The following is a 16,399-nucleotide window of genomic DNA, read 5'->3' on the forward strand; positions in this document are numbered from 1 at the left end:
ATGAACGATATCTTCGATAATCATCTTCCCGATAAAATCAACGAATTTCACAGACGTTCGTTCGAACTCTTTTCAAAGGGCCTTTACCTGGCGAAAATGGACGAATTCTATTCCCTTTGCAAAACGGCAGTACATGCAGATTTTCTAATTCTCTTGGAAAGTACCGACTCTTTATCTCTCAGAATCGCTGAAGTCCTACCTAAAATCGATTTTTCCATAAGTCAAACGAATATACATCTGTTGTCGATCGCATATCCGGAAAACCGATCCGTTCCGCCGTTCGTTCTACGCCGAGAAGAAATCAGATTCTCCAACTTCGACGCTCTGGAAGAAGTGAATTTCGAACAAATGATCGTGTTTCCGATTTCAAACGCGGAAGGCAACGGCAAGTGTATTCTTTTATTTTTATATTCAAAATCTATGGAACATATATCCGATTTTTTAAGAACCGTAACGGAATTATCTCCTAGAATTTGCGAAGTTTTTTCGATTAAAAACAAGGAAATCCAACTCAACTCGATCCATTCCCAATTGGATTCCATTTTAAAAACGATTCCTCAATCGATTATTTTTATGGACTCCGGCACCGGTAAAACCTGGATCAACGAAAGCGCCGCGGAACTTCTTACACTTCCGAAAGGGGGAGAAGTTTCCTCCTGGAAAATTTCCGCTTCGATGACCGCATTGATGCAATCCGCAGTCAATCAAAAGGAAATTTTTCGGGAAGTGAATCGAAACCTATCCGATCCGAATTCGAAAAAATTTTCGACTCGATGGATGTTTGCCGATCCGGATAAAAAAGTGTTCGAAGTAACCTGCGTTCTTTTGCCCGGTAAAATCGCTCCGGGAAGATTATGGTTTTTCGAGGAAATCACTTCTTTTTATTCACAACAGGAAACATTAGCTTTATTGAATCAAGCTTTGAAGGAAAAAAGCGAAATCGCACAACGGGAAAATCTCGCAAAAACCGTTTTCGTTTCGAACATCAGTCACGAAATTCGAACTCCCATGACCGGGATATTGGGAATCACCGAACTGCTATTACATACTCCGTTAAACCCGGATCAAAGGGATTCTTTGGAACTGATTCAAAGAAGCGGGGCCAATCTTCTAAAGATCGTAAATCATCTTCTCGATTTTTCCAAAGCGGATACGGGAAAAATCGAATTGGAATCCATTCCGTTTAACATGGAAAAATTATTAAAGGATCTCGTTTCCCTTTTACGCGCGGAAATACTTAAGAATGAAAACGAATTGAAAGTCCTCATTCCTCCGAATTTTCCGAAACTACTCAAAGGAGATCCGGTCAGAATCGGCCAAATTTTTACGAACTTGGTCTCAAACGCGACGAAGTTCACAAAAGAAGGGACCGTCGAAATCGGATTTGATATATTAGAAAAAACGAATACGGAATTAAAATTCAGAACCTGGGTTTTCGATACGGGAATCGGAATTCCTTCCTCCATGTTGAACTCCGTATTCGAACCTTTCGTACAATCCGATAAATCCATCACAAGACATTTCGGCGGCACCGGACTGGGATTATCGATCACACAAAAGTTAGTCGAGTTGATGGGAGGTAAAATTAATGTGGAAAGCCAAGCCGGAATCGGTACTCGGTTTTGGTTTGAAATCGGACTTGAAATTCCCAACTCGAACGGAGAAAAGGAAACTTCCGGTTCTAAAATCGAGGAAACATCCGACGGATCGGATCTTTCGCGTTTGAAAGTTCTGATCGTGGAAGACAACCCGATCAATCAAAAACTTCTGGGTAGGATTTTAAAAAAGAAAAAGATCGAACCTTCTTTGGTGGAAGACGGATTGGAAGCCATCGAGAGAGTGAGAAAATACCACTACGATCTCATCTTTATGGATATCAATATGCCCGGAATCGACGGACTTTCCGCAACGGAAATCATTCGCAAATTTCCGAAGGGAAAGTCGATTCGAATCGTCGGTTTAACCGCAAACGCCGCTCCCGAAATCCAAAAGATCGCCGTTCAAAGAGGGATGGATAACCTACTTACAAAGCCGTATAACGTTTCTCAAATCGAGGTAATCCTAAGTTCATTCGAAAACCGATGATCGTCGTATCATTCGGTCGGTTCGAATTGTTTCACTCCGTTTTGCTCGTGTCTGTATTTTGCGATCGCTTCGTATGCAACTTTTCTAATGCGATTGATTCCTCCGAGAGGACGATGTTCGGACAAAGAATGCCAAGGATTTAAGGAAAGATTTTCACAAAAACGATCCTGTTCCGGCGTGGCAAACTCTTGGATAGGAATTTCTATCTTAGCGACTGCAACAAACGGGGAATCCTTTTCATTCCAATGAACGGCCGGATCTTCGATCGGCATAGAAATCGGATCTCCTTGTTTTTGAATCATAAATTCGAAACAAGCGGATTTTTCCTTGAGATGTGAAATCATCGTTCGGCGCAGATAATCGTCCGCGGGGTTTTCAGGAACCTCGAGATTTTTCGTTTCGCAAGGTCTTGCGGAATACTTTACCGCATTGGAATCTTTTCCCAAACGATAGGGAGTCGTACTCCAGTAACGAATTTCCAAAACATCCGGAATCTTTTTTCTTCGGATGGAAACGGATTCTTGCAAAGCGGTCAACTTCCAATTCCAAGGCATTCCTCCGAAAAAGTAGGACATCGGTCGTTTTGCGAACGCCGCTTTAAACAAAGCGAGATATTCGTCCGGCGCTCCCGCCGGAAGGACGGGATGATTGATCAGTAAAAAATCTTGAGTTCGTTTTTCATCCGCCGCCAACTTAGGGCCGTCCACTCCCAAAAGTTTGATCCCCATTCCTCGAATGTCCCCTTCCCGATCCGATTTTTTCGTAATAGAACCGTTTGAAAACCGAATCCAAGCCGGATACGTTTTAGAAGAATTGAATATTCCGGATTTGAATTCTTCGGGAATCGAAGAAGATACGGTGAAACTCGCTTTGACACAACCGTGCGCAAACGGATGTGCGTCCCGTTTTGCCTCGTTTCCCGGAGGATATTTTTCTTTGAGAGAAGAAACCAAAAGTGCAAGTGTGTCTTCGGTAGTTTTTTCCTCTCCGGGAAAAGTAAACTCCGCTCCCGGTTTTATATCCTTGGGTATTTGAACCTTAGGCCCCTGTCCCATCCGATAAAACAAAAAGAGTAAAAGTAAAATTCCTAACGCGATATATCCGATCTTTTTTCCCATGATTCCACTCCAACCGATCCAAGGATCGGATCATTGATTTCAAAAAATTCTTCTCTTTTATTTTTGCGGAACAAGAATTCAAGCGCTTTTATCTCGCCAAAAATGCGAAAGCAATTGAAGTTAGACCGACAAATTGGAATGACAAAAAAATTTCGATATTGGAATCAATCCTTCAATTTGTTGATCGGAGCAGAAATTAAGAACTAAAGTCTCGTTACGCGAGATAGGTCCATCCCTTGGATGGATTCGCCCAAACTTTCCACCGCCAAATATATGTTAACGGATGGGTTCCCCAAAAAGCTCGACTTATCAGATTTAAAACCGGATAAAACGAGAAGGAATCCTTACCAAAAACGAAAATTCTTCCTTGCGGCGGGCTAAATCCCCAAAAAACACGCTAAAAATCCGATACAGATTCCGTTTTTTTGTTGAAAAACCAAATTCAAACAGCCACAGAAGTAACGGAAAGCCCATGGAAATAACAGTACAAGACGATATTCATATCATAAAAATTGCAGGATCCATTCTTCAATCCGACAGCGAAGAATTGGATCGAAACCTAAGCGAACACAATTTCGATCCAAGCCCGAAGATCATCGTCGATCTGACGGAAGTGAACCATATCTGCTCTACCGCGCTAGGCATCATCGTTTCTTACAAAAAGAAATTTAAGAGCGCGGAAGGTGATATCATCATCGTAGTCAACGACGAGGACCTTTTGCAGCTTTTCGAAATCACGATGTTGGACAAGGTCTTTAAAATAGTTCCCAACATTGAAGACGCATTCGACGAATTTAAGCTGAATCGCTGATCTCCTTTGAAGCGACTCGCTCTCGCCACTAATAACCCTCATAAAGTAAAAGAAGTCGGCTCCATCCTCTTGGAGCTGGGAGTTCGGATTTTTACACCCAAGGATTTGAACGTCTCTTTTGACGCGGCGGAAACCGGTTCCACATTCTCTGAAAACGCTTTCATTAAAGCGAAAGAATTGTTTCGTTTAACGAACCTTCCGTCCATCGCGGACGATTCCGGAATTTGTATCTCTGCGCTCGGTGGAGAACCGGGAGTTTACTCCGCGAGATTCGGGGGCCTCGGGCTGAATGACGAGGAACGCGCGCTTCTTCTTTTAGAAAAACTGAAAGGAAACCCCGATCGTAACGCGTATTATTCCTGTGTAATCGCCTACGTGGACGAAACCACGGAACAAAGTTTCGAAGGCAGATGTGACGGGATCATTTCGGAAGAATATGACAGAATTGGAATATACGGTTTCGGTTATGATCCCGTTTTTATTTTTCCGCCGTTTCAAAAAACTTTTTCACAAGTCCCCGAAGCGGAAAAAAATTCGGTTTCTCATAGAAAAAAAGCCCTCGAAGGGCTTTTGAAATTCTTAAAAACGAAATCGTAAAAAACCTCTTTAAAAACTTGTCCAAAACTTTTTCCGTTTTATATCGAAACGTTTTCGGAAAAGGAAACTATTTTTTTGGGATAAAATCAACATTCCGGAAAAAGAAATTGAATCGGAGTTTTCCTTTTGCAGCTTGCAAAACCGAAAGGAAAACATCGATTTTGTAATATTAGAATTTTACGATGATCGAAAATACTCCAATCGATCCGATCGCCACGCCTAAAATCCATTTCGTTTGTAAGGATATGGCCTTGTGAATTTCCGAAATTTCGGATTTGATATCCGCCCGATGATCGGCAAAATCCGCTTTTAAATCGGAAAATTCCGCTCTTACCTTTAAAAATTCGGATCGAAACTCCGATCTTAATTCAGACATTTCCAAACGAAGTTTACTACTTTCCTCCGAAAGGCGACGTTCAAAACGATCGGTCACGACTTCAATCGTGCTGGAATGACTTTGTCCAAAGGAACGGTTTAAAAAATCCACAAACTCCACGGTGCCTTCCGGACCCAAGAGTTCACCCAATCTTCTGGGAACCTTTTGAATTAATGCTGACATGATCATAAACTACCCCCTCAAAAAAAAATGGGCAAGCGAAAAAATTTGCCCTCACCGAAACGGTTCCGAAGGGCGCCCGGAAAGGTTCAAAAATTTGAAATTTATTTTAGAATTTTAAAACAAAGTGGAAAACCGGATGGTTTGGTTTTGATTCGAGAAACTTGATCTCAATTTTGTCGAGAACAAGGACTGTGGATCCTTTATCATAACCAACCCCACAAGTACTTGAATCTGAAGATCTATCTGTCGGAAATACGAAATCCACTGTAAAAGATTCGCCCCACCCGCATTTGGGTGGATAAACTAAAGTGAATTGCTTTCTGTCGAATGATCCGTAGAAAATGAAGCGCCTATTTCAATCAATCATTCTCAGAAGTAAGTGAATCCTAATTTCTAACCGCTAAAATCTAACCACTCGAAGCCAACTTGTGAGGGCTCCATGAGTCGCTCGTCACGATTCCGCTAAAACCGGTCCACCGGATAAACGTTTGTAAAATTCCGCGCCTTCTCTTTCCAAGAAATCCTCGTAGGTCCCTTTGAAATCTCGAATTCCTTCCGTGGAAACTTCGATCACTCGAGTCGCCAAAGAAGATACGAACTCGCGGTCGTGAGAAACGAATATTACGGTTCCTTCAAATATGGAAAGGGCATAGTTCAAGGCTTCAATCGTCTCCAAATCCAAGTGGTTCGTAGGTTCGTCAAGAGCCAACAAATTGTCTCCGGAGATAATCATTCTTCCGATGATGATCCTGGATTTTTCTCCTCCGGAAAGAACGCTCGTCGGTTTTTTAGCCATGTCCCCGCTGAACAACATTCTTCCTAAAATCGCGCGGATCTCTTCCATTTCGGTTCCGGGATCCGCGTATCGATAAAGCCACTCCACAATCGTATCAGCGTCTTCTAATATACCTTCCCGGTGATCCTGAGGAAAGATGGAAGATGTGACCGAATCTCCCATCGCAACCTTTCCGTTATCCGGTTCGATCTGTTTCATCAGAGTTTTCAAGAGAGTCGTTTTTCCGACTCCGTTGGTTCCGATAATCGCAATTTTTTCGCCCTTGGTGATGTTGATCGTAAAATCCTTAAAGATCGGTCTATCATAGGACTTCGAAATATTGTCCGCAAGAATCACGTCCTTACCCAAAGTTTTCTTCATCTTAAAACGGATATAAGGAGAAACCCTGGAAGAAGGTTTAACGTCGTCGAGTTTGATCTTTTCGATTTGTTTCTGTCTGGAAGTCGCCTGTTTGGACTTACTCGCGTTGGCGCTGAATCGGTTTACGAAATCTTGAAGTTCGGCGATCTTTTCCTTCTTACGTTTGTTCTCGTCGAGCAATCTCTCGCGGGCCATCGTGGAAGCTTCCATATAATCGTCGTAATTGCCGGGATAAATCGTAAGAGATTGATAATCCAGATCCGCGATATGAGTCGCGATCGAATTGATAAAGTGACGGTCGTGAGAGATCACGATTACAACGCCGCGGTAGTTGGTTAAAAATTCTTCCAACCAATGAATCGTCTTGATATCCAAGTGGTTGGTTGGTTCGTCCAAAAGTAGGACGTCCGGTTTTTGAAATAAAACTTGAGCCAAAAGAACGCGGAGTTTAAAACCTCCGGTTAAAAATGCAAGAGTCTGAGTATGACTCGTTGTGGGAATTCCTAAACCTTCGAGTAACTCTCCTGCGGTACTTTCAGCCTCGTAGCCTCCGAGTTCTCCGTACTTTTCTTCCAGTTCGGAAACTCTCATTCCGTCTTCGTCGGACATTTCCGGTTTAGAGTAGATCGCGTCTCTTTCCTTGGAAACTTCCCAGAGTTCCTTGTTTCCCATGATAACCGTATTGATTACGGTTTCGTTTTCGTACTCATAGTGATCTTGTTTTAGATATCCGACTTTAATTCCCGCGTCGATCGAAACGGCCCCGTTGGCGGCTTGTTCCAATCCCGCAAGAATTTTCATGAACGTGGATTTACCGGAACCGTTCGCTCCGATCAATCCGTACCTGCAATTTTCCTTAAACTTAACCGTAACGTTCTCAAAAAGAATTTTTTTACCAAAGTTTAGAGTCAATCCGGAAGTGCTGATCATGTGAGAATACCTACTGGGGGGAGAATCATGACCATGATTTTCAAGATAGGGTTTTTTGCCAAGAAAAAGTAGAATTAAGGACTTTTGAAATTCTACCGAAGTTAAAAACGTATGCACACCGTACTGCAAGCGCTACTCGCCTTGATCTTGGGTTTTCCGTTTTTCATCGACCTTCAGGCCGAGGATAAGAACTCATCCCTTAAGAAACTCGGTGAAGCCGCTTCTTGGATTCCGATTCGAAAAGAGGGACCCGCTCAGTTCGCATCACAGTTGCGGGAGAAACCGAAAAACACAGCTGCAAACCTTTCCGGTAACGAAACATTCCGTCTAGAAATAGGTTATAAATTATTGACCGGAAAAATCCTTCAGTTTGGAAAATTACTCGGCACGGAAAACGCATACGTTCCGATCGAGTCCAATGAAATTACGTCTGAACTTTCCAGGTTGAACGATAAGACCGTGAGAATTCTCTGCGACATGAAGAGTTCCAACTGTAACCCGATTCGTTACGAAATTTATCCGTTTCTCGATTCGAAAGAGATCAAACCCTGGACGATTAAAAAAATTCCCGATTACGTAAATCATAATATATTTGCGTTCAATCCCAACGCTTCTCCGGACGGAAAATATCTTTTCTGGACCGCTTATATCAAACGAGGTAAATCCGGAACTCAAAAGATCTGGTATTCCAAACTCGACGAAAGGGGATTTTGGGAAGACGGAAAAGAAATGAACGCGCCTTTGAACAACGAAATGCCTTCGGCGGTTATCTCGGCGCTTCCCGGAGGAAACGAACTCTTCGTCTTCGGCACGTTTGGCGAAAAAGAACTTTTGGACGAACTCGGAAAAGACTTTGAATCCAAGAGCGAATCCGCAGCGCGTTCCTCCAAGAACTCCAACGAATACAGAAAAAAAATCGAAGAACTGCGAAACGAATACGACGAGAAAACGAAACGGATCACAAGAAGAGTTCCTCTTTATAAAAGTTTTAAGGAAAAGGATTCCTGGTCCAAGCCGAGTATATTAAATTTTCCTGATTTTTATAATCTCTATAGAAAGAAGAACAATTCGAGCCAGGAAATTTTCGGCGGCTCCACTCTTTCCTCTTCGGGAAGAATTTTGATCTATTCTTCTCAACACAAAGACTCGAAAGGGAAGTTGGATCTTTACGCGAGCAAAATGTCAAACGACGGAACGTTTCCTCTGGGAACGAACTTGGGCGAAGTCATCAATTCGGATCACGAAGAAATGGCTCCGTTTTTGGCGAGCGACGATAGAACTCTTTATTTTTCCAGCGACGGACACAAAGGTCTTTCGGTTTATATGACGAAAAGAATCGGCGACGGTTGGGATCAATGGACCAAACCGTCGGAAGTTTCCGAAAATCTGAAGGGCGTGAATTTCTTTTCGATTCCCGCGAACAGCGACTGGGCTTATATCAGTAGGGAAGGTCAGTTGTTTATGGCATATCTTCCGAAAGATATGCGTCCCGAAAAGGTCGTCGTCGTAAACGGTAAAGTGGTCGATACCGAAGGCAATCCTCTTTCCGCCGATATACATTACGAATCCCTAAAGTCTCACGAAAAAATCGGAAGTTCTAAAAGCGATCCTTCCACCGGAAACTTTTCGATCGTTCTTCCTTTCGGGGATAATTACGGTTTTTATGCGCAGAAAAAAGGTTATCTTCCTGTATCACGAAATTTGAATCTAAATTCCAAAAAGAAATTCTCCGAAAAAGTGGAAGTCGTTTTACAACTTCCTCCGATCAACGAACGGGGAACGATTCAAATCAATAATTTATTTTTCGAATCCAAGAGTTTTCGGATCGCACCGGAGTCCGCGCCGGAACTCGATCGTCTCGCCGAAATCGTTAAGGAAAATCCGGAAATTGAAATTCGGATCGAAGGCCACACGGACAACGTTGGTAAGAAAAAGGACAATCTGCTCCTTTCGGAAAAACGCGCTGCTGCAGTCGCGGAATATCTTTCCAAAAAACATTCGATCCCGATGGAAAGAATTCAGACCCGAGGTTTCGGCGATAGCGTTCCTTTAAACAAGAACGATTCCGAAGACGGACGTAGAAAAAATCGAAGAGTCAACTTTACGATTTTAAAGAAGAAACCTTCGGAGTAGTCCCGTCCGTGAATACAATCACTATCATGAATGAGTTTTTAGAAACCGTTATGATTCTTATCAATTACTCCCAATACCTGAGACAGAAACGGATCTTCTTCGAGATGATTTTTGAGTTCAAAATGGTCTTTGACTTCGCGGTCACGCGACATTTCGAAACGTTGAAAAGCGTCGAAAATATACGCCGGCACTAAACTAAATGCTTTTAAAATGACGGGCGTCAATGGTGTCTGACTTCTAGAAAGAATTTCAGTAAGTATTTTATAGCCGAAAAAATGCGAAAGAGGACTTTTATAAAAAAGACTTTGACTTTTATTTTGAGAATCCACTTCCAATTCCGGCTCCGATCCCGATTTAGATAAAATGTCAGACTTAAGAAAAAAGAAATATTCTAAAGATATAATTTTAGAATATTTAATATTCTCGGTCAAAAAATAAATCGATCGATAAATAAACACAGTGTGCCAATATTTTTTAAAGGCATGGCCTAACTTTCTTTCGGTGTCTCTTAGATTTATATATAACTCGAAATCAGGAACCAAATCTTTGTTTCCTTTGAACCAGGCGCTATTAATTCAAAATTTATCCTAGCCCTTTCTTTTGCCAAAAGATCCAAATCGTTTTTCAGTGATCCAGCTGTTTCCTTAATGAACTTATTTATTCTTTCTCTAGCTGAATGATATTCTTTCAATCCGAATTCCTGCGTAGACTTTCGATTAAGTCTTTTGGCGATAAACCATGACGATTAAATTCAGCCATAAAATCATTTGCTTTATCGATTGCATTTAAGATAACGTAAGGATCATAGACTTCGGAATGATTTAACTCCAAATCATTGACTCCATTAATTCCTTCCAAAATTGCTTTTTCAATCTCTTCGTCGGTTTGTTTTAAATCTTTGGCACGCATAAGTGGCGATAACCTTCCTCTATTATGGATCAAAATTAAAAATGAGAAAAGTATTTATGTGATTATTTTCAAAGATAAAATAGAAGTATCTAAATTTCAAGAAAAATTAAGGTTTCTTAAAATCCTTCAAATTGTCTAAATTTATCGTTTTGTATTATTTTAACGTGAATTCCGTTTTGAAAGTTTTCTAATACTTTACAAAGATTCGGTCGTTTCTACTGTCTTTCTCTGAGATCCGACAAGGTAAAAGAAAACGATGACACCCGGTAACGAAAAAGTATTTTCCATTTTCAATTCACTCAAAAAAAGTTTCGTAAAGATCTTTCTCTTTTTAAAAGCGCATTGGACGCAAATCTTCCGTTATGCGGTCATTGCCGCGATCGCAATCGCATCGTTTTTGATCGGCGGCTCTTACGTAGTTTGGTTGACCAAAAAAGACGAAGTCGTTTCCAATCTGGATAAGTTCAAAAACGAAGTCACAAATTATTACGAAATCAGTCAGATCCGTCCGATTCGAATTCTGGATCGAAACGGAAAGTTGATCGGAGAATTTTCCAGAAGAAAATTCAAACCGATTCGTACGGACAATCTCGCGGAACACGGAAATATCGTCTGGGCGCTTCTCTCTTCCGAAGACAGGGAATTTTACAATCATCACGGGATCAATTACACCGCGCTTCTAAGAGCGATCTTCATCAATCTCACCACCTTCCAAAAACAAGGCGGTTCCACAATCACACAACAGCTCGCAAAACTCACTCTCGATCTCGGCGCGAGAAATATCTTCAACAAAATTACGGAATTCTACTGTACCTTTTATCTCGAAAGTCAATTCGATAAGAACACGATTCTTTCCATGTATCTCAATCGTATTTTCTTGGGAGAAGGAAACACGGGCGTCGAAGAAGCGAGCCGTTACTACTTCAACAAACCCGCAGCGGAACTCACTCCGGAAGAAGCCGCGATGCTCGTTGGAATCATCCCCGCGCCTTCCAATTACAATCCGGTTCGAAGTTTGAAAACCGCTCTCAAAAGACAAAAGTTGGTTCTGACTCCGATGTCCGAAAACCAACGTCTACATCCGAATCCTTCCGGCATTGAAAAGAATTTTGCAAAGAAAATAGAATCCAATCTCAAAACATTCAAAAACTTTTATAAAGTCGAAATCACAAAAGACGGAGATAAGGAATTTTACGCTTCGGAAATAGCTCGTTACGGTTTTGATAAGGATTTTACCGTCAACCTGGCGCCGGATTTTAATTACGGAATTCGTCAGCACATTTTGGATACGTTCTCCGAAATCGACATTGAAACCCGAGGTATGAACGTTTATACGACTCTGGACTACGACAAACAAGACGCAGCCGAAAAATCCTTAAGAGAAGGAATCGAATCCGTTCGTAAAAAGTTAAACGAAGTCAAATCCGTTTATATGAAAAAAGGCGCTTCGGAAGAGGCAAGAATTCAACAATCCATCGTCGATAACATGAACGGTTCTTTGATTTCCATCAATCCGGGAAACGGTTATATCGAGGCGATGGTTGGTAGTTACAAAATTTCTAATATATTCAGACTCAACCGCGCCGTTTCCGCGCTCAGACAACCGGGCTCCACGATCAAAGCGCTCATTTATGCGATCGCCTTTGAAAACAGGATCATCACTCCTTCTTCCAAAGTTATGGACGAGGAAATTAATATCCGAGGTTATTCTCCTAAGAATTGGTACAAAGGTTACAAAGGTGAAATCACCGCAAGAATCGCGTTCGCACAATCGATCAACACGATCTCCGTAAAATTGTTAAACGAATTCGGTGTAAGCGACTTCTTGGAAAAAATTTCGATGATCTTGGAAATCGATAAGGCCACTCTCGAAAGAAGATTCCAACCGAATCTTTCTTTAGCGTTAGGCTCCGGAGAATTATCTCCGATGGAACTCGCCTTAATCTACGCGACCATCGCAAACGGAGGCAAAAAAGTAACTCCGGTTCAAATTTTAAGAATTACGGATTTTGAAGGAAGTGAAATGTTTTCGACTCCGTTAAAAGATCCGAACGAAGCGATTCAAATTTTAGATCCGGTTGCGTGTGCGGAAACGATCAATCTTTTGGAAGCGGTGTTAAGCGAACAAGGTACGATGAAACTTAAAACTAAGGAAGAAGATTCTTTTCCAATGGGCGGCAAAACGGGAACGGTTCAGTCTCCGAAAGAAGCTCGTAAAAAATGGGGAACTCGCAAGGGAGTAAGAGACGCTTGGTTCGCCGGTGTGAACCCCGATTTGGTCACGACGGTTTGGATCGGGAACGACGTCGGCGCTCCGTTCGAAGGTTCGGGTTCCGGAATCAGCGGAAACATTTGGTTTCGTTACGTGAACTACATCGCAAGAAACATCGGATTTTCCGAAACGCTCGTCAAACCGTTTAACGGCGATTTTGTGCAAGTGGACGTCTGCGGAGAGACCGGTTTACTGCTTCATTCTTCGGTTCCGTGTTCGTATCCGTTGTACGGTCAATATTATTATATCGGAGAACAACCTCCGCCGCCGGCCGGTGTTACAACCGCAACTCCCGAAAGTCCCGCGCAAGAACCGGGAACAACAACGGGACTTCCTCAGGCGGAAGAAAACGACGGAGATTCCGTGGAGCTCGAACTTCCGGAAATTACAGATAATCCTCCAAACTAGAATAACGTTTCGCTTTTTCGGATATTAGAAAAGCCTCATATGGAGACCAAAGATAAATCCAGGGGTTTTCTCTGACAAGAATTTGCAGAGCCTCGGTCGTTTCCGAATTCAAGGAATCGGAACTTCTCGCTTTTGCGATTATATTTTCGAGTTCCCGATTTTCGTAATGAGCCCGGTTACCTCCGTTGCCCTTATCTTTTCCCGAAAACAAAGGATCGATAAAGTTCCAAGCTCCGGGCAAATCGGCGTACCAAAAAAGCAACGTTAGATCCCCTTTCCCTTCCGCGTTTTCTTTGTAAAGAGTCGCTTTTTCCATCGGATGAATTTTCACTTTCAATCCGAGTTCTTTTAAAAATCCCGCCAACGCCAATCCGTTCGCGTTGTTTTCCTCGTCGCCTCGCATTCTGAAATCGATTTCTCTTTCGAGAATTTTCGGATAACAAATCGACTTTTTCAGATACTCTTTCGCTTTCTCTTGAGAATGAGTTTGTATCGAATCGATTTCCTGATTTCCCGCGAGGATTTCTTGTATCTTCGTTTGCGAAATACTTCCGAGCGGAACCGGGCCGAACGTGGGCTCCGCGTTATCTTCCAATAATTTTTGTATCACGAGATTCGGATTGACCGCCGTATTTAAGGCTTTTCTAAAGTTCAAATCGAAACAAGGCTCCTCGGCCCGGATCGCCACGTATTGAACGCCTCTTCCCTTTCTAAAGCGAAGATTTTCCTTTTTGATATGCGGATTTTTGAGTAGAAAATTCGGAAGACGCATCAAGTCCATTCTCCCTTTGGAAAACAAAAAAACCCCCGTGGAGCCGGACGCTAAAATCCTCAGTCGAATTTTTTTAGGAAGATCTTCGACCGCGTGCGGATTTTTTTCGAGAAGAATATAATTGTTCTTTTTCCATTCTTTGAGAAGGTATTTTCCCGCTTTCGGGACCGCAAGAATATCATTTTTTTCTAATGTTTCAAACGATTCCGCTTCCAACTTCTCTCCGTTTTTACAACATACGATTCCCGCTGGCGGCAAAGAAAGAGCGTCCACGGCTTGTCTGAGTCCTCCGAAAATTTTCAGTTCTATTTTTTTTGTACCGAGAACGTTGATTTCTCGGATGAACGAGTATTGATTTTTTCTCGGACCGGGAGTGTTTACGAGTCTTTGCAAAGATTCGCGAACTTGTTGCGCTTTTAATTCTTCCCCGTTGGACAAAAGATGCGTTCTAAGTTTGAGTTTGAGAGAACGAACCTTTCCGCCGCCGGACAATTGAAACGATTCCACAAGTTGATAGGCCGGTTTACCGTCCGGAGTTTTTTGAAATAAGAAAGGATACAAAAATTTTCCGAGAGTACGCGAAGATAAGTCCGTGGAAAACAACGGATCCAAACTGATCGGGTCCGAGGGTATGGAAAGAATCAATTCTTCCGGATCCTCTTCTTGAGAACTACAACCGGAAAAAAGAAGGGACAAAACAAGGATTCCTGCGAAAAAGGTTAGAGAAGTATTCAAAAGATTAAACCTGTTCAATGAACATCTATAAACGACTCCTAAAGTATTCTTTCAAGTACAAATACAGATTAACTTCGGGGATCGTACTTTCCTTTCTCGTTTCGGTTTTAAACGGAGCCTCTCTTACTTCTTTGATTCCGATCTTCGATTCTCTCGGCACCGGAGAAAAAACGAATTTCGAAATTTCTCTGACCAAAAAAGACAAGTCGCTTCTGCAACGTTCGGAAGAAAACGATTCTTTTTCCAACGTTGAATCCATCGAACTCCGACTCGCGGTGTGGAAGGTGCAGCTCAACTCCTCCTTAAAAAAGATGAGCCACGACCAACTCGTTTTACTTTTTTGTTTTATCGTTTTTCCGGTTTATCTTTTAAAACTGATCTTCCTCGCTGCGGCGGTTTATTGTATCAACTCCGCGGGTTATCTCGCGATTCGCGATTTAAGAGCGGAGTTGTACGCAAAGGCTCAGACTCTTCCTCTCAATCATTTCGTGCGGGAAAAAACCGGAATCCTCATGAGTAGAATCATCAACGACGTGGAAGTTCTAGGCAAACTGATCAGCTCGGATTTAAAAGATGCGATCACGGATTTTTTCTATATCGTCACACATTTACTTCTTCTCCTTTACTTGAGTTGGAAGATGTTCCTCGCGGTTTTTATCATCGTTCCGATCGTGATGGGTCCGGTCTCCGCCTTCGCCGATAAGATCCGCAGAGCCACACGCAATCAACAGGAACGCCTTTCTTCGTTAAACGGACATCTTCAGGAAGTGATTTCCGGAATTCGCGTAATCCGAGCCTTTTCCATGGAGAAAACGGAAGCGAAACGTTTCTGGGAATTCAACCAGGATCTTTCCGATAAAACGTTCAAGGGTCATTTCTATCATCAGGTCGGTCCTTCTCTCACGGAATTATTCAGTTCGATTGTTGCGGTGATTTTCCTGAGTTTCGGCGCGTATCTGATGGAGGACGGAACGTTCTCTCGCGGTATGTTCATGGCTTTCTTTTTAACGCTGATTTTTTTAATGCGACCTTTCAAACAGATGAGTATGCTTTCCAATTCGATTCAGAGCGCGATTTCGGCGGGCGATCGTGTGTTCGAGTTATTGGATCAGGAGACGGATATTCAAAATTCTGCAAGTCCTAGGTTCTTAAAAAGAATGGAAAAAGGATTGTCGTTTAACAACGTAACTTACACTTATCCGGGCGCTAAAAATCCCGCGATTCAGGAAATCAACTTCGAGATTCGGAAAGGAGAAACAATCGCGTTGGTGGGCGCGTCGGGCGCGGGGAAATCCACGTTAGTCGATCTTGTACCGAGATTGATCGATCCTCAGGAAGGAAACGTTCTAATCGACGACATCGATATCCGGGAACTGGATCTGAGTAATCTCCGAAAAAGAATCGGAATCGTGTCTCAACAGGTTTTTTTATTCAACGGAACGATCCGTGAAAATATCTGTTACGGAAATCAGAACGTAACCGACGAACAACTTTATACGGCTTGCGAACAGGCGTTCGCGATGGAATTCATCCTTTCCTTCGAAGAAGGTTTTGATACGATCGTGGGAGAACGCGGAGTGATGCTTTCCGGCGGCCAAAGACAAAGAATCGCGATCGCCCGAGCGTTACTGCTGAATCCGGAAATTTTGATCTTGGACGAGGCGACTTCGGCGCTTGACACCGAATCGGAAAGATTGGTTCAACAGGCGCTCGAATCCCTTTACAAAAACAGAACCGTAATCATCATCGCTCACAGACTTTCCACCGTACAAATCGCAAACAAAATCTTTGCGATGGAGGACGGAAGAATCGCGGAATCCGGAACTCATGCGGAACTGATCCAACTAGACGGTAAATACAAAAAACTCTACGACATCCAGTTCGCCGAATCCCCCGAAAGCGCATAACTTAAGG

13 protein-coding genes are annotated in these 16,399 nt (G+C 42.6%); 6 read left to right on the plus strand and 7 right to left on the minus strand.

Annotated elements, in window-relative coordinates:
* Nucleotides 1-2,085 (plus strand): ATP-binding protein, encoded by a 2,085-nt coding sequence (locus tag LEP1GSC060_RS02525; RefSeq protein ID WP_002995395.1) that lies wholly within the window; start codon nt 1-3, stop codon nt 2,083-2,085.
* An 8-nt stretch (nt 2,086-2,093) separates the two neighbouring features.
* On the opposite strand, the gene LEP1GSC060_RS02530 is transcribed toward LEP1GSC060_RS02525, so the two are convergent.
* Nucleotides 2,094-3,203, minus strand: a complete 1,110-nt coding sequence (locus LEP1GSC060_RS02530) for a catalase family protein (protein ID WP_002995163.1) — start codon at nt 3,201-3,203, stop codon at nt 2,094-2,096.
* Between the two features lie 472 nt (nt 3,204-3,675).
* On the opposite strand from LEP1GSC060_RS02530, the gene LEP1GSC060_RS02535 reads away from it, so the two are divergent.
* Both LEP1GSC060_RS02535 and rdgB read left to right on the plus strand, forming a co-directional pair.
* The gene (locus tag LEP1GSC060_RS02535; protein WP_002994866.1) at nt 3,676-4,014 is read left to right on the plus strand and encodes an STAS domain-containing protein; all 339 of its coding nucleotides are present in this window, start codon (nt 3,676-3,678) and stop codon (nt 4,012-4,014) included.
* Between the two features lie 6 nt (nt 4,015-4,020).
* Nucleotides 4,021-4,611 (plus strand): RdgB/HAM1 family non-canonical purine NTP pyrophosphatase, encoded by a 591-nt coding sequence (rdgB, locus tag LEP1GSC060_RS02540; RefSeq protein ID WP_002995307.1) that lies wholly within the window; start codon nt 4,021-4,023, stop codon nt 4,609-4,611.
* A gap of 169 nt (nt 4,612-4,780) precedes the next feature.
* Here the strand turns inward: rdgB and LEP1GSC060_RS02545 are convergent, their stop codons facing one another.
* Together LEP1GSC060_RS02545 and LEP1GSC060_RS02550 are read right to left on the minus strand one after the other, a co-directional pair.
* Nucleotides 4,781-5,170, minus strand: a complete 390-nt coding sequence (locus tag LEP1GSC060_RS02545) for an LA_3696 family protein (protein WP_002994858.1) — start codon at nt 5,168-5,170, stop codon at nt 4,781-4,783.
* A gap of 451 nt (nt 5,171-5,621) precedes the next feature.
* Nucleotides 5,622-7,256 carry an ABC-F family ATPase gene (locus tag LEP1GSC060_RS02550; protein WP_002995206.1) on the minus strand — a complete coding sequence of 545 codons (1,635 nt, stop codon included), beginning with the start codon at nt 7,254-7,256 and terminating at the stop codon, nt 5,622-5,624.
* A 111-nt stretch (nt 7,257-7,367) separates the two neighbouring features.
* Between LEP1GSC060_RS02550 and LEP1GSC060_RS02555 the strand changes: the two genes are divergently transcribed.
* Complete coding sequence (locus LEP1GSC060_RS02555; protein WP_002995055.1) at nt 7,368-9,389, plus strand: OmpA family protein; 2,022 nt, start codon at nt 7,368-7,370, stop codon at nt 9,387-9,389.
* Nucleotides 9,390-9,427: 38 nt separating this feature from the next.
* On the opposite strand, the gene LEP1GSC060_RS20460 is transcribed toward LEP1GSC060_RS02555, so the two are convergent.
* The 3 genes from LEP1GSC060_RS20460 to LEP1GSC060_RS02565 all read right to left on the minus strand — a co-directional run bounded on the left by LEP1GSC060_RS20460 (nt 9,428) and on the right by LEP1GSC060_RS02565 (nt 10,298).
* Nucleotides 9,428-9,724: a hypothetical protein gene (locus LEP1GSC060_RS20460; protein WP_230458293.1), complete on the minus strand. Its 297-nt coding sequence runs from the start codon at nt 9,722-9,724 to the stop codon at nt 9,428-9,430.
* 179 nt (nt 9,725-9,903) lie between these two features.
* Nucleotides 9,904-10,080: a hypothetical protein gene (locus LEP1GSC060_RS20465; protein WP_230458294.1), complete on the minus strand. Its 177-nt coding sequence runs from the start codon at nt 10,078-10,080 to the stop codon at nt 9,904-9,906.
* Complete coding sequence (locus LEP1GSC060_RS02565) at nt 10,077-10,298, minus strand: hypothetical protein (protein WP_002995255.1); 222 nt, start codon at nt 10,296-10,298, stop codon at nt 10,077-10,079. Before LEP1GSC060_RS02565 ends, LEP1GSC060_RS20465 begins: the two co-directional genes overlap by 4 nt.
* 256 nt (nt 10,299-10,554) lie before the next feature.
* Here LEP1GSC060_RS02565 and LEP1GSC060_RS02570 point away from each other — a divergent pair, with 256 nt between their 5' ends.
* Nucleotides 10,555-12,978, plus strand: coding sequence for a transglycosylase domain-containing protein (locus tag LEP1GSC060_RS02570; protein ID WP_002995183.1), 2,424 nt, complete (start codon nt 10,555-10,557; stop codon nt 12,976-12,978).
* Here the strand turns inward: LEP1GSC060_RS02570 and LEP1GSC060_RS02575 are convergent.
* Nucleotides 12,956-14,503, minus strand: coding sequence for an ABC transporter substrate-binding protein (locus tag LEP1GSC060_RS02575; protein WP_155119606.1), 1,548 nt, complete (start codon nt 14,501-14,503; stop codon nt 12,956-12,958). The genes LEP1GSC060_RS02570 and LEP1GSC060_RS02575 overlap by 23 nt on opposite strands.
* Between LEP1GSC060_RS02575 and LEP1GSC060_RS02580 the strand changes: the two genes are divergently transcribed.
* On the plus strand, nt 14,503-16,392 hold the full coding sequence (locus LEP1GSC060_RS02580; RefSeq protein ID WP_002994883.1) for an ABC transporter ATP-binding protein: 1,890 nt from the start codon (nt 14,503-14,505) through the stop codon (nt 16,390-16,392). The two genes, LEP1GSC060_RS02575 and LEP1GSC060_RS02580, sit on opposite strands and share 1 nt — an antisense overlap.
* The last annotated feature ends 7 nt before the right edge of the window (nt 16,393-16,399 follow it).

The organism is Leptospira weilii serovar Ranarum str. ICFT (assembly GCF_000332415.1).
In the GTDB taxonomy this organism is placed as follows: domain Bacteria; phylum Spirochaetota; class Leptospiria; order Leptospirales; family Leptospiraceae; genus Leptospira; species Leptospira weilii_A.